This is a genomic window from Spirillospora sp. NPDC046719 (assembly GCF_040645715.1).
Classification (GTDB): domain Bacteria; phylum Actinomycetota; class Actinomycetes; order Streptosporangiales; family Streptosporangiaceae; genus Spirillospora.
Genome location: NZ_JBEYYT010000280.1, coordinates 1 through 12,683 on the forward strand (window position 1 = coordinate 1; position 12,683 = coordinate 12,683).

General features: G+C 73.3%; 11 protein-coding genes. 5 read left to right on the plus strand and 6 right to left on the minus strand.

What is annotated here, in order from left to right:
- Positions 1-201 (minus strand): hypothetical protein (locus ABZ914_RS34515; protein WP_500198401.1); only part of this gene is annotated, 201 nt, incomplete at its 3' end.
- A gap of 139 nt (positions 202-340) precedes the next feature.
- Between ABZ914_RS34515 and ABZ914_RS34520 the strand changes: the two genes are divergently transcribed.
- Positions 341-1,459, plus strand: a complete 1,119-nt coding sequence (locus tag ABZ914_RS34520; RefSeq protein WP_500198402.1) for a PP2C family protein-serine/threonine phosphatase — start codon at positions 341-343, stop codon at positions 1,457-1,459.
- A 66-nt stretch (positions 1,460-1,525) separates the two neighbouring features.
- Here ABZ914_RS34520 and ABZ914_RS34525 read toward each other — a convergent pair whose 3' ends face one another.
- Positions 1,526-2,830, minus strand: a complete 1,305-nt coding sequence (locus tag ABZ914_RS34525) for a serine/threonine-protein kinase (RefSeq protein ID WP_500198404.1) — start codon at positions 2,828-2,830, stop codon at positions 1,526-1,528.
- Between the two features lie 406 nt (positions 2,831-3,236).
- Between ABZ914_RS34525 and ABZ914_RS34530 the strand changes: the two genes are divergently transcribed.
- Positions 3,237-4,604 (plus strand): sensor histidine kinase, encoded by a 1,368-nt coding sequence (locus ABZ914_RS34530; RefSeq protein ID WP_500198405.1) that lies wholly within the window; start codon positions 3,237-3,239, stop codon positions 4,602-4,604.
- Positions 4,605-4,659: 55 nt separating this feature from the next.
- On the opposite strand, the gene ABZ914_RS34535 is transcribed toward ABZ914_RS34530, so the two are convergent.
- On the minus strand, positions 4,660-6,084 hold the full coding sequence (locus ABZ914_RS34535) for an amidase (RefSeq protein WP_500198407.1): 1,425 nt from the start codon (positions 6,082-6,084) through the stop codon (positions 4,660-4,662).
- Positions 6,085-6,207: 123 nt separating this feature from the next.
- Here ABZ914_RS34535 and ABZ914_RS34540 point away from each other — a divergent pair, with 123 nt between their 5' ends.
- Both ABZ914_RS34540 and ABZ914_RS34545 read left to right on the plus strand, forming a co-directional pair.
- Entirely contained in the window at positions 6,208-7,698 is a 1,491-nt protein-coding gene (locus tag ABZ914_RS34540; RefSeq protein ID WP_500198409.1) for a carboxyl transferase domain-containing protein, read from the plus strand.
- Positions 7,699-7,744: 46 nt separating this feature from the next.
- Positions 7,745-8,446, plus strand: coding sequence for a type 1 glutamine amidotransferase (locus ABZ914_RS34545; RefSeq protein ID WP_500198410.1), 702 nt, complete (start codon positions 7,745-7,747; stop codon positions 8,444-8,446).
- Between the two features lie 23 nt (positions 8,447-8,469).
- On the opposite strand, the gene ABZ914_RS34550 is transcribed toward ABZ914_RS34545, so the two are convergent.
- Positions 8,470-8,688: a hypothetical protein gene (locus tag ABZ914_RS34550; RefSeq protein ID WP_433149854.1), complete on the minus strand. Its 219-nt coding sequence runs from the start codon at positions 8,686-8,688 to the stop codon at positions 8,470-8,472.
- An 812-nt stretch (positions 8,689-9,500) separates the two neighbouring features.
- A complete protein-coding gene (locus ABZ914_RS34555) occupies positions 9,501-10,073 on the minus strand; it encodes a MarR family winged helix-turn-helix transcriptional regulator (RefSeq protein WP_500198411.1) in 573 nt (190 codons plus the stop codon).
- Between the two features lie 365 nt (positions 10,074-10,438).
- Here ABZ914_RS34555 and ABZ914_RS34560 point away from each other — a divergent pair, with 365 nt between their 5' ends.
- On the plus strand, positions 10,439-10,600 hold the full coding sequence (locus ABZ914_RS34560) for a hypothetical protein (RefSeq protein WP_500198413.1): 162 nt from the start codon (positions 10,439-10,441) through the stop codon (positions 10,598-10,600).
- A 953-nt stretch (positions 10,601-11,553) separates the two neighbouring features.
- Here ABZ914_RS34560 and ABZ914_RS34565 read toward each other — a convergent pair.
- Complete coding sequence (locus ABZ914_RS34565; RefSeq protein WP_500198415.1) at positions 11,554-12,273, minus strand: phytanoyl-CoA dioxygenase family protein; 720 nt, start codon at positions 12,271-12,273, stop codon at positions 11,554-11,556.
- Positions 12,274-12,683 lie beyond the last annotated feature (410 nt).

Consider the following 12,683-nt stretch of genomic DNA (forward strand, 5'->3'; position numbering starts at 1 on the left):
CCCCTCCCCGGCCCGCCCCCGCGCGCCGCCCCCCCCCCGCTCGTTCTTCGCGGCCCGGGACCGCCTGGCCGGCTCGGCGCGCGGGGCCTCGCCGGGGTCGGCGCCCGGCGGTGACGCCTCGGCGCCGTCGGGCCATGGGCGCGAGACGTCCCGCGCCCGCATCGCCGCGGTCACGGTGATGCGCATTCCCGGCTGCCCCATATGCCGCCTCCTTCGCGTTTCCGAACTCCGGCTCGAACGTGGTCTTACCCACAGAGAACGCAGCTGGACCGTTGCAACACGTCACCGGTGGCCCGGATGCCCGCCCGCCGTCGCGAATGCTCGATACAGTGCCCGAGTCATGCTTCAACGACTGGTGCAGATGCTTCCGCCGCGGATCCGCGCCTTCCTGCGCAGGATCCCGCCGCTGGTCGCCCTGTACCGGGCGATGCGGCAGGGGAAGCTGACCAGGGAGCGGTACGTCTTCGCGGTGCTGGCCGTGGCGGCGATCGCCATCGGGATCGCGACGGGGCACGACGCCCGGGGGCTGGCGCCGTCCGGCGCCCTGGTGCTCATCGTCCTGGGCGGCGGCCTGCTGCTGAAGGTCCGCAGCCTCCTCGCGCTGCTGGCGGTCGTCATCGCGATGGTGTGCTACGACGCGTGGCGGGGCGTCGAGGCGATCGGCCCGGGCATCGTCGCGACGCTGTCGATCACCGCCGTGCTCGCGCTGACCCTCGCCCGCACCCGCCAGCAGCTCGGCGTGCAGGGGCTGCGCGGCGACTCGATGCTGCTGGAGCTGCGCGACCGGCTGCGCCGCCAGGGCGAGATGCCCGAGCTGCCGGACGGCTGGGCGGCGGAGGTCGTCATGCTCCAGGCGGGCGGCTCGTCCTTCGGCGGGGACTTCGTGGTCTCGTCGCTGGAGGGCGACACGCTGGAGGTCGCGCTGGTCGACGTGTCGGGGAAGGGCACGGACGCCGGCACCCGGGCGCTGATGCTGTCGGGTGCTTTCGGGGGATTGCTTGGATCGCTCCAACCCGACCGGTTCCTTCCCGCCTGCAACGTCTACCTCCAGAAGCAGCGCTGGGACGAGGGATTCGTCACGGCGGTGCACGTCGTCGTCGACCTGAAGACCGGGGAGTACACGGTCGGCTCGGCCGGGCACCCGCCCGCCGTCCAGTTCGACGCGGGCAGCGGCGCGTGGCAGGTCAGCCCGGCCAAGGGCGTTGTCCTCGGCATCGTGCCCGAGTTGCACTGCGTCCCCGACCACGGGACGCTCCGGCCCGGCGACGCACTGATGCTCTACACCGACGGCCTGGTCGAGTCGCCCGGCAGCGACCTGGACGCCGGGATCGACCGGCTGCTGGGCGAGGCCGAACGGCTCGTCCCGCAGGGTTTCGGCACCGGCGCCCGCGAACTGGTGGAGAGGATGGCGGCGGCCCGCGACGACGACTGCGCCCTCGTCCTCATCTGGCGCACCTAGGCGAAGCGAGCACAGTGCGACCGCGGGGCGGTCGCGCCGGCACAGTGCGGGTCCGGCGCGGGCGGGTCAGTGCCGCTTGCCCTTCCCCTTGCCCTTCGCGTGCTTGGCCTTGTTCTTCGGGACCTGTTTCGGCGCCTGCTTCGGCGAGTGCACCCGCACCGTCGCCCGCTTGGTCGGCCGGGGCGCGGTCGTCCGCGCCTTCTTCGTGGCGTGCGCGGACGCCGTCGGCCTCACCGGCGTCGAGGCGTGCCCGTGCGGATCCCCTTTCGCCTGCGTCAGCCCGAGGATGACCGCGCCGACCAGGACGGTCCCCGCGGCGGCCCCGGCCGCGGCGAGCACCCGGGCGCGGTTGATGGACAGCGTGCCCGCGATGCCCATCGGGTTGAACGCCCGCGTGTCGGTGGACGCGGCGTCCGACGCCACGGACGGGTGCGACGCCTTCCCCGTCGCCCCGTCGGGCGGCGTCGTCTTGGGCCGCGGCCCCCGCACCCCGTCGGGCGGCGAAGACGGCACCGCGGCGGGCGCCCCGTTCGGCGGCGCCGCCGGCCAGTCGCCCGCCTGCGGCTGCTCCACCAGCCTCAGCAGCAGGTCCGAGGCGCTCGGCCGGTCCGCCGGGTCGTGCGACAGCGCCGCCCGGACGGCCGGCAGCAGCGGCTCCGGCAGCCCGGACAGGTCGGGCGCGGCGTCGGTGACCCGCAGCGCCGCCGGGTCGCCGCCGAACGGCATCCGGCCGGTGCCGGCGTGCGCGATCAGGCAGCCCCACGCGAAGATGTCGGCGGCCGGGGTCGCCGGGCCGCCGCGCAGCACCTCCGGCGCCATCCAGCCGGGCGTGCCGAGCACCTTGCCGGTCGCCGCGGTGACGCCGCCGGAGTCCTGGCTGCGCGCGATCCCGAAGTCGATGACGCGGCAGCCCGACAGCGTCAGCATCACGTTGGCGGGCTTGAGGTCGCGGTGCACCAGTCCCGCCGCGTGGATCGCGGCCAGCGCCGAGGCGACGCCGACCGCCACGCCGTGCAGGTCCGCGGGCGGCAGCGGCCCGCCCGAGCTGAGCCGCTGGTGCAGCGAGATGCCGCCGACGTAGTCGGTGACGAGGTAGGGCCGGCCGTCGTCCTCACCGTGCGCGAGGACCCGCGCCGTGCAGAAGGACGCGACCCGGCTCGCCAGGTCCGCCTCGTCCTTGAACCGCCGCCGGTACGACTCGTCCCCGGCGAGGTGCGGATGGATGGTCTTCACCGCGACGCGCCCGCCGGACACCGGGTCGGTGCCGAGATACACGGTGCCCATGCCGCCCGAGCCGAGCCGGCCCAGCAGCGTGAGCCCGCCGACCGTGCGCGGGTCGGCAGGCTCGAGCGGCCGAATGTCTCCGTCCATGGCGGTGTTCCCGACTCCCTTGCGTCTCCTGCGTCCACCCATCCCCATTCATCGGCAGAATATGGCCCGTTCCCCCAGGAAGAACTGGAAACGTGATCGTCACGCCGATGTAGCGTCCAGTCCACAGGGGACGGGCAGAGTAGGACTCGTTCGACAGCGAGCCCGATCCCGTCGGAAATCCTCCTCGGCGCGCGGGCGGAGGGCGAGCTGGCGGCACCGAAGGCGATGCCCGCGCGGGCGGCACCCCAGGGGTGGGAGGCGCCGTCCGTGCGGGCATCGGCCACCCGCGCGGCGCGAGGTTTCACCGGGCAATGGTCCGGTAACAACCAGTTCTGCGCACTCCTCCCGGGCGCTGGGACGCGGCGCGGCGCCGGCGTCCGCGTGACGGGAGGGGGAGAGCGCCGGGGTGCGGGTTCTCGGGAAGAGGCTGTCGCCCTCCTACTGGTCGGTGCGGGCCCGGATCACCGCCGCCGCGACCCTGATGGTCGCGATCGTGCTCGTCGCCGGTGTCGTGGTCTTCTACACGGCCGTCCAGCGGACCGTGTACCGCGGCCTGCACGGGCGCGGTGCCCTCGTGGTCGGCGACCTGGTCACGCTGGTCCGCGAGACCGACCCGCACGGGGTGCTGCCGGTGCGGGACGCCGGTTTCCCGCTGCTGCAGGTGGTGGACGACCAGGGGCGCGTGCTCGCCTCCAGCGAGGCGCTGCGCGGCCGTCCCCCGCCGAAGGTGCCGCCCCCCAGGATCCCGGGCCGTCTCGAGGACCACGTCATCCGCTCGCCGCGCTTCCAGACGGACGTCTACGTGGTCGGAGAACGGGTGGCGACGTCGTTCGGCTGGCGGACCGTGTACGCGGGAGCCCCGCTGACGCCGTTCACCAGCAACAGGGGCGCGTTCATCGGGCTGCTCGCGGGGGCGGTGCTGGTCGGGACCGCGCTGGTGGCGTGGATCGTGGCGGCAGCGGTGCGGCGGGCGCTGCGGCCGGTGCGGGAGATGAGCGACCAGCTGGCGCACATCACCGGCGGCGAGCCCGGCCGGGTCTCCGTCCCGGAGGCGGCCGACGAGGTGTCGGAGCTGGCGCAGTCGGTGAACCTGACGCTGCACCGGCTGGAGGGCGTCATGGAGCGGCAGCGCGGGTTCGTCGGGGACGTCTCGCACGAGCTGCGCAGCCCGCTGACCGGGCTGCGGACGCAGCTGGAGCTGGCGCTGCAGCACCCGGAGGACGAGGACTGGCCGGCGGTCGCGCGGGCGGCGCTGGCGGACGCCGACCGGTTGCAGGGCATCGTCACCGACCTGCTGATCCTGGCGAAGCTGGGCGCGGGCGTGCACGTCGAACGGGAGCGGGTCGACTTCGGCGCGCTGGTGCGGACCGAGGCGGCGCGGCGGGACCGGCGCGTCCCGGTGGAGATCGACGCGGCGGAGGGGATCACGGTCCGGGCGACGCCGGAGCAGCTGGCCAGGCTGCTGACGAACCTGCTGGACAACGCCGAGCGGCACACCCGGTCGCGGATCTGGGTCACCGCGGCGCGGGACGGCCCGGACGCGGTGCTGGAGGTGCGCGACGACGGATCGGGCATCCCGCCCGAGGACCGGGAGCGGATCTTCTGGCGGTTCCAACGGCTGGCCGAGGGACGGCGCCGCGACAAGGGCGGCACCGGCCTCGGCCTGACCATCTCCCGCGACATCGCCCGCGCGCACGGCGGGACGCTGGTGGCCGCCGACGGCGACGGCGGCGCCCGGTTCGTCCTGCGCATCCCCGCGGAGGACGACGACTAGCGGCCCGGCGCGCTCAGGCGAGGGCGAGGCGCGCTCAGACGAGGCCGGCGCGCGCTCAGACGAGGGCGGGGCGGCGGCGGGCGTGCCCGGTGGCCTGCTCGAACGCGTGCCCGATCCGCAGGACGGCGAGGTCGGCGCGATGCGGCCCGACGATCTGGAGCCCGACGGGCAGGCCGCCGGAGGTGAACCCCGCGGGCACCGACAGCGCGGGCGAGCCGGTCGCCGACACCAGGAAGCACGACCGCATCCACTCCAGGTAGTCGGGCATGGCGTGCCCGGCGACCTCGTCCGGATACTCCAGGTCCGCGTCGAACGGCGGCACCTGGCTGACCGGCGCCAGCAGCGCGTCGTAGCGGCCGAAGAACTCCCGGACGCGGTGGAACAGCGCGGTGTGCAGCACCTCGGCGCGCCCGACGTCGGCGGCGGTGAGGGCGCGGCCCTCCTCGATGTTGCGGGCGAGGGACGCCTTGAAGTCGGCGCGGCGCTCGTCCAGCAGCGGGCCGAGGACGATGTCCCAGTGCCAGGCGCGCAGCGTGCGGAACACCTCGTCGGCGCCGGTCAGGTCGGGGCACGCCTCCTCCACGACGCAGCCGAGATCGGTGAGGACCTTCACGGCCGGTTCGAGGACGGCGGTGACGGCGGGGTCGACCGGGACCGCGCCGCCGAGGTCGGGCGCCCATGCCAGCCGCACGCTGGACATGTCCCGGTCGAGGGGGACGTCGAACGCGGAGCCGGGCGTCTCCAGGGCGATGGGGCTGCGCGGGTCGGGGCCGGCGAGCACCGACAGCAGGAGCGCCGCGTCCGCGACCGACCGCGCCATCGGCCCCTGCACGCCCATGGTCGACCAGCCCGCCGGGACCGGCCACGACGGCACCCGGCCGGGCGACGGCCGGAACCCGACCACGTTGCAGAACGACGCCGGGTTGCGCAGCGAGCCGCCCATGTCGCTGCCGTCGGCGAGCGGGTGCATCCCGCACGCCAGCGCGGCCGCCGCGCCGCCGCTGCTGCCGCCCGCCGACCGCGACGGGTCGTAGGGGTTGCGGGTCAGCCCGAACAGCGGGTTGAAGGTGTGCGACCCGGCGGCGAACTCCGGCACGTTCGTCTTGCCGAGCGTGATGACGCCCGCCGCTCGCATCCGCTCGACGACCAGTTCGTCGGCGTCCGGGACGTGGTCGGCGAAGATCGGCGACCCGGACGTGGTGCGGATCCCGGCGGTGGCGTGGGTGTCCTTGTGCGCGACGGGCAGCCCGTGCAGCGGCCCCGGCTCCGCGCCGGACGCGAGCCGCTCGTCGGCGGCGCGGGCCTCCTCCATCGCCCGTTCGGGGACGAGCGTGACGACCGCGTTGACGTGCGGGTTCGTCCGTTCGATCTGGTCGAGGTGCGCCTGCACGACTTCCCGCGCGGACAGGTCGCGGTCGCGGACGCGGCGGGCGAGGTCGCGGGCGGAGGAGAAGCAGATCTCGTCGCGTTCCGAAGGCAACGGCGTTTCCCTTCGCTGAACTGTGGGCGATCCCAGTGTCCCCCCCCGGGTGACCGTCCGGCCGCGCTCGCGGTCATCATTCTGGGAAGGCGGTCATCGTCCAGGAAGGCCGGAGGAGGTGCGGTGACGGAACGGGTCGGCGCTCGGGAACTGCTGCGGCGCGTGCTGGACGAGGACGGCTGGACGTCCTGGGACGATCCGCCCGCCGGGCAGCCCGCCCCCGGCACCCCGTACGGGGACGACCTCGCCGCCGCCCGCGAGCGCGCCGGCACCGACGAGGCGGTCCTGACCGGCGAGGGGCTGCTGCGCGGCCGGCGGGTCGCGTTCGTCGTGTCGGAGTTCCGGTTCCTGGCCGGGTCGATCGGGGCCGCCACCGCGGACCGGATCGTCGCCGCCGTCGAGCGCGCCACCGCCGAGCGCCTGCCGCTGCTCGCCGCGCCGTCCTCGGGCGGGACGCGGATGCAGGAGGGGACCGCCGCGTTCGTCCAGATGGCCCGCATCACCGCCGCTGTCATGGCGCACCGCGCCGCCGGGCTGCCCTACCTCGTCTACCTGCGGCATCCCACGACGGGCGGGGTGTTCGCGTCGTGGGGGTCGCTCGGGCACGTGACGGCCGCCGAGCCCGGCGCGCTGATCGGGTTCCTGGGGCCGCGCGTCTACGAGGGCCTATACGGGGAGCCGTTCCCGCCCGGCGTCCAGGTCGCCGAGAACCTGGCGGCCAAGGGGCTCGTGGACGCCGTCGTGGGCTTGGACGATCTGGCGGAGGTGGCGTCGCGCGCGCTGTCCGTGCTGTGCGCGCCGTCCGCCCGGCCCGGACGCCCGCCTCGGGACGCCGCGGCGGCGCCGGGTGGCGCGCCCGCCGGCGACGATGCCTGGGAGTCGATCGAACGGTCCCGCCGCCCGGACCGTCCCGGCGTGCGGGAACTGCTCCGGTACGGCGCCGCGGACGTCACGCCGCTGTCGGGCACCGGGCAGGGCGAGGCCGGACGGGGACTGACGCTCGCGCTGGCCCGGTTCGGCGATGCGCCGTGCGTGCTCGTCGGGCAGGACCGGCACGGCCAGCGCGCCGGGCACCCGCTCGGCCCGGACGGCCTGCGCGTGGCGCGGCGCGGCATGGGGCTGGCCGCCGAACTCGGGCTCCCGCTGGTCACCGTGGTGGACACGCCGGGCGCGGCGCTGTCCGCGGAGGCGGAGGAGGGCGGGCTCGCGGGGGAGATCGCCCGCTGCCTCGCCGACCTGGTCACCCTCGCGGCGCCGACGCTGTGCCTGCTGATGGGCGAGGGGACGGGCGGCGCCGCGCTGGCGCTGCTGCCCGCCGACCGGGTGCTCGCGGCCCGGCACGGCTGGCTCGCGCCGCTGCCGCCCGAGGGCGCCTCGCTGATCGTGCACCGGACGCCGTCGCGGGCCGCGGAGATGGCCGCGTCGCAGGGCGTCCGGTCCGCCGACCTGCTGCGGGACGGCCTGGTCGACGCCGTGGTCGACGAGCGCCCCGACGCCGCCGACGAGCCGGAGGAGTTCTGCCGCCGCGCCGCCGCCGCGATCGGACGGGAGTTGACCGGTCTGGCCCCGGGCACCGCCGCGGCGCGGCAGGCCCGCTACCGGCCGTCCCGTTGACCCCATTTCATTCGGATTCGTACGATTCGCGGGGAAGGAGGTGCCGGTGCGCGCCCTGCTCATCCAGCACGACCACGTCTCGCCCGCCGGCCCGGTCACCGACCGGCTCGCCGCGCGCGGCTACGACGTCGAGGAACTGGCGGTCGTGCCCGCCGAGCGGTACCTGACGCCGGACGTGCGCCTGGAGTACCCCGACCCCCTCGACTGGGACCTCATCGTCCCCATGGGCGCGCCGTGGTCGGTGAACGATCCCGGCGTCGCGTCCTGGGTCGTCCCGGAACTCGCCATGCTCGCCAAGGCGCACGCGGCGGGCGTCCCGCTGCTGGGCGTCTGCTTCGGCGGCCAGGCCCTCGCCGCCGCCCTCGGCGGCCGCGTCGAGCGCGCGCCGCGTCCCGAGGTGGGCTGGGTGGACGTGGACACCGACGACCCGTCGCTCGTCGGCCCCGGCCCCTGGTTCCAGTTCCACTACGACCGCTGGATCCTGCCGCCCGGCGCCGTGGAGATCGCCCGAAGCGAGGTCTGCTCGCAGGCGTTCGTGCTGGGCCGCGCGATGGGCCTGCAGTTCCATCCCGAGATCACCGTCGCCGAGTTCGGCCTCTGGCTGGCCCACGGCGGCGACGCCGAGATGCGCGCCGCGGGCGCCGACCCCACCGCGATCATGGCCGATCTGCGCCGCACCGAGGCCGCCTCCATCGCCCGCACCACCGCCCTCCTCGACGCCTACCTCGCCCGCGTGGCCGCCGCCTGAGCCGGACGCTCGCCGCCGGACGATCAGCCGCCGCGCGGACCCGGGCGCGGGAACCTCCGCTCGGAAGGGCGATGCCGGGTGCCTCGCCGGCGGCGCGGGACGGTCGAGGCGAGGACCGCGGCGAGCGCGGCCAGGGCGGCGAGCGCCGCGAGGCTCCACGCGGCGAGCCGGTGGGCCTTGCAGTTCCGTGCGGAGACCAGGTCCCGGGCGGCCGGGCGGCCGGGCTCGGTGTTGTCCGGCATGTGATCGCTTTCCTGTTCTGAGGGATCCCCCTGACGCCCTCTTGGCGACAGCATGTCACGGCACGGCTACGCAACGCATCGGGGTGAACTCTTACAGCGCTCCGGAGTGCGGCAGGTCACACGACCGGTCAGACGCCCAGCACGTCGTCCCCGGCAAGACCTGCACACCTACGTCAACGACGAGCTGGCAGGCGGCACCCCGGCGAACTCGCGCCGGGCGACGTCGTGGGGGCGCGGACGGCTCCACTGCCGATCCGCGGCGCCCGCGACGCGCAGCTGACCGCCCCGGAAGGGGGCGTCTCCATGGCGTTCGTCGGCGACTGGGAGTCTCACGGGGCCTGCAAACCGCACCGCTGAGCCTCCGAGGCTTTCGGTCACCGCCGTTCCGGCCCGCAGTCGTGCTCCAACTCCGTCCGAGATGCTGCCCGCCGAACCACATCCGCGGGCGGTGGGCGCGAGGCTCGAAGCGGCTGTCGAACGCGAAGTGCCTTCCCGGCACGAGACGGGCGAGCCGCGCCAGAGCAGGTCTCAAAACCTTGAGTTGCTCGTCCAGGATCGCGCCGCGTACTGGTCGCGACTCCGGCTGGACCCCAGGCATCCCTCGGACAGCAGGTCGAGCATGCCTAGGTCGCGAGCGGGGCCGCGGCGCGAGGACAGGGACGGCGGCGAGGCGGATCAGGGTCGTGACCAAGGCGATCGCGCCCAGCTGCATCAGCTAACCGGGCCACGGGGTGAGCGGGGTCCTGGTTGCCGGAAGCGCGTACTCGCGGGACTCGCGCAGCGTGATGTCGCACTCCGGGCGGGTGTGCGGGTCAGACGCGGGGGCGGCGACCCGAGCGACGCGGCGGGAACGGCGACTCGGCCCGCAGCGCCTCCCGCCGGGCGTCGCCCTCTTCCTCCAAGTGCTCGACCACCGAGCGCAGCGTCTGAGCCAGCGCCCGGTTCTCGTCCCTGCTCAGCCGTTCCACCACGAACGCCTCCTCGGCGTTGAACGCCGGGAACAGCCCGCGCATCAGCTCTTGGCCCTTGTCGGTCAGCCGCAGCAGGACGAGGCGTCCGTCCGTCGCGTGCGAGCCGCGCTCGATCAGCCCGCGCCCCTCCAGGGTCTTGACCACGCCGGTCAGCGTTCCCTTGGAGATCCCGGCCTCCTCGGCGACGTGCCGGGTCTCCATCTCGTCCCAGATCCACACGACCCACAGCACGACGAACGCCGTCCAGGTGAGGTCCGCGCCGCGCAGCACCGAACTCTCGAAGTGCTGCCGGATCGCGGCGGCGGCGCGGTAGATGTTCGAGACCGCCATCATCGCGTCATGGCGCAGCGGCACGTCGCCGAGCCGCCGCTGGACGGCCTGCTCGGTCTCTTGCAATGTGTGATGGCCGGTCACGCGCGTTCCTCCCCGGATGCGGCCCGGCGCCTCCGTGCGGGCCGACTGCGAATCTACCCTTGGTCAACGCTCGTTTGGGCCCGTACGTTCATGGCGAGCGAACTTATGCCTGCCCGAACAATCCGTGGCACCGCAGTCCCGCACCGGCCCTGGAGCTGCGGCGATCCCTGAAGTCGTGTCTCCTCGTCCTCCGGCACCGGACGCCGCCGCATCGGCGCCCCCGACACCGTGTTCTTCGTCGTCGCGGCGTTCGCTCCCGTGACCGTCGCCGCCGGCGGGCTGCCGACCTCCTTCACCGTCACCGGCGTAGTCGGCATCCCGCTGCTGTACGTGATCCTCGCCGTCTTCACCGGCGGTACGCCGCGATGGGCCGTTCGATCACCAACGCCGGCCCCTTTCACAGTTACATCACCCACGGGCTCGGAAGCGTCGCCAGCGTCGGCGCCGCCTTCATCAAGCTCATCTCCTACAACGCCATGCAGATCGACCGGCACGGGCGGTTCGGCTTCACGCCTCCGACCTCGTGAACTCCGAGACCGGCCTTGACCTGCCCTGGTAAACGTCGCGCTGCTCGACGTCGCCGTCCTCGGCGTGCTATTCGCTGTCGAACTCCTCACCGTCCTGGTCTTCGGCCTCGACGCGAACCACGGCGCCATCCGAGCCACCTTCCGCCTCGCCAGGCTGGCTTCACGGGGTTTGAGGCTGCCGCCCTCTACAGTGAGGAATGCCGCGACCTGCGCCGGATCCTCAGCCGTGCCACCTGCATCGTCGTGGCCGTCATCGGCGTGTTCTACGCCTTCACAGCCTGGGCGATTAACGTCGGCACCAGCACGTCCGGCATCATCAGACGCGCCAGAAGGACGGGTCCGGTCTCGTCTTCGGCCCTCTCCGAAGAGCACGTCGGGGGCTTTTCGCCGACCACGCCCAGATCTTCCTGGGCACTGGCACCAGCTTCTTCGCGGCGCTTCGGTCTTTTCGCAACGCTGTGACCGGTGCTTCTTCTCACTTGGCCGCGAAGGCGTCCTGCCCGGTCCGCCGAGCCGGCCCCACGTCGCCGGACGGCTCCCCACACATCGGATCGCTGGCCCGGACTGTGGTCACTGCGGTCGTCGTGATGATCTTCGCCTCCTCCGGCAAGGAACCCGTCCTCAACGTTCTTCAAGTGGTTCGCCAAGCTTTGCGCGCTCGGCGCCATCCTCCCGGTGCCCTGACCTTGGTGGCCGTCGTGGCCTGGTCCGCGTGCGACCACCGCAGCGGAAACGCCTGGAACAGCCTCATCACCCGGCTGCTTGTGCGGGACTGGGCGCCGTCTTCGTCGCCAGCCTGCTCCACTTCAACGCGCTGCTCGGCGCTGAGAAAGGCTCCGCGCTCACGTGGGTGCTGCCCGGACTCATTCTCGTCGCCGCCGTCCTGGGCATGAGCTTTGCTGCCTATCTCGGGCTGACCCGTCCCAGCTCCCATGCTCGACTCGGAAAGTCGCCTAAGAGATCGGCTCGTAGTCCAGCCAGACGTCCTGAAGGAACTCTTCTCGACGGTTCGCGTGCCCGACACTGCTGAGCCGGAAATAGAGCGCGCGCCGTGTCCGGTCGGATTCGTAGTTGCCGCCGATATTATGGCCAAGGAGATAATGTGCGAGCAGTAGATCTCCGGCGCGCCCTGTGATCTGCACGGGCTCCGGAAGGTCGATCTTCGGGTACGCGCAGAACATTCGCGGGCCGTGCCGGCGGAAGTACTCGGCGTGCTTCAGATGCGTGCCCGGCCAGACCCACAGATTGCCGGAGTTCTCGCCGAGCTGGTCGGTCATCAGGATCCCGGCAAGCATGGTGAAGGTGCCGCGGACGGGCCCGCCGGCCGGCTCGGCATTGGCGGCGTCGATGTGAGGGGCGCCGGGGCGGTGCGAGTACGGCGGGATGTTCAACGAGATCTGCACCTGCCCGGGAAGCTCTAGGGTGCCGTGGCCCACCAGCTCCTCGGCGAAGCCGAAGGCGGAGCTGCCGGTGAGAGGCGCGATCAGGGCCGGCTCGCCCTCGGTGTCGAGAAAATAGAAGTGGGCCCCGCGCTTGTCGGCGGCGGGTGGTGCCGCAGCGGTGATCTCGTTGATCCGCTGCACTGCCGAGTCCAGGACGTCACCCGTCACCACCTGCGGGACCACGAGGTAGCCCCGCTCCACGAACTCGTCAATCTGCGCGTCGCTCAACATCCGATCGACCATAGACAGCCCGTCCGGCCGAGAGCGACTGAATAACGCGCGCCGGGGCCGGGCATCGTTGGGGGCTGCATGGCTCTGGGACTTGCCAGGAGCGACGGTCCTCGGGGTTGGTGTGTGCGCTGGTAGTTGGGCCGTGGCTGGGGCCTCGGGTCGGCGGCGGGAGGTGACCCGCATCGGCATCGGCATCGGGGTGGGGCGAAAGGGCGGCATGAAACTGTTCGGGCGTTGGGCGGTAGGCGGAGGAGTGTTCGAGTAGTCCTCGGGATGGTGTTCGGGTGTTTTTCGTGAGGTGCTATTCCGATGGGGCAAGAGGGGTGTTCGGGTGGTGGGGTGGCGCTTGCGTACGGGGCCGCCCCTCCAAAGTCAAGGGCGCCTTCGGCGTCGCTTCGCGATGGACTTCG

What these genes read in the sequence shown, in the direction of transcription:
- ABZ914_RS34520 (WP_500198402.1), top strand. Translation starts at nt 341, where the DNA reads ATGCTTCAACGACTGGTGCAGATGCTTCCGCCGCGGATCCGCGCCTTC.
- ABZ914_RS34525 (WP_500198404.1), bottom strand. Translation starts at nt 2,830, where the DNA reads ATGGACGGAGACATTCGGCCGCTCGAGCCTGCCGACCCGCGCACGGTC.
- ABZ914_RS34560 (WP_500198413.1), top strand. Translation starts at nt 10,439, where the DNA reads ATGGGCCGTTCGATCACCAACGCCGGCCCCTTTCACAGTTACATCACC.
- ABZ914_RS34550 (WP_433149854.1), bottom strand. Translation starts at nt 8,688, where the DNA reads ATGCCGGACAACACCGAGCCCGGCCGCCCGGCCGCCCGGGACCTGGTC.
- ABZ914_RS34565 (WP_500198415.1), bottom strand. Translation starts at nt 12,273, where the DNA reads ATGTTGAGCGACGCGCAGATTGACGAGTTCGTGGAGCGGGGCTACCTC.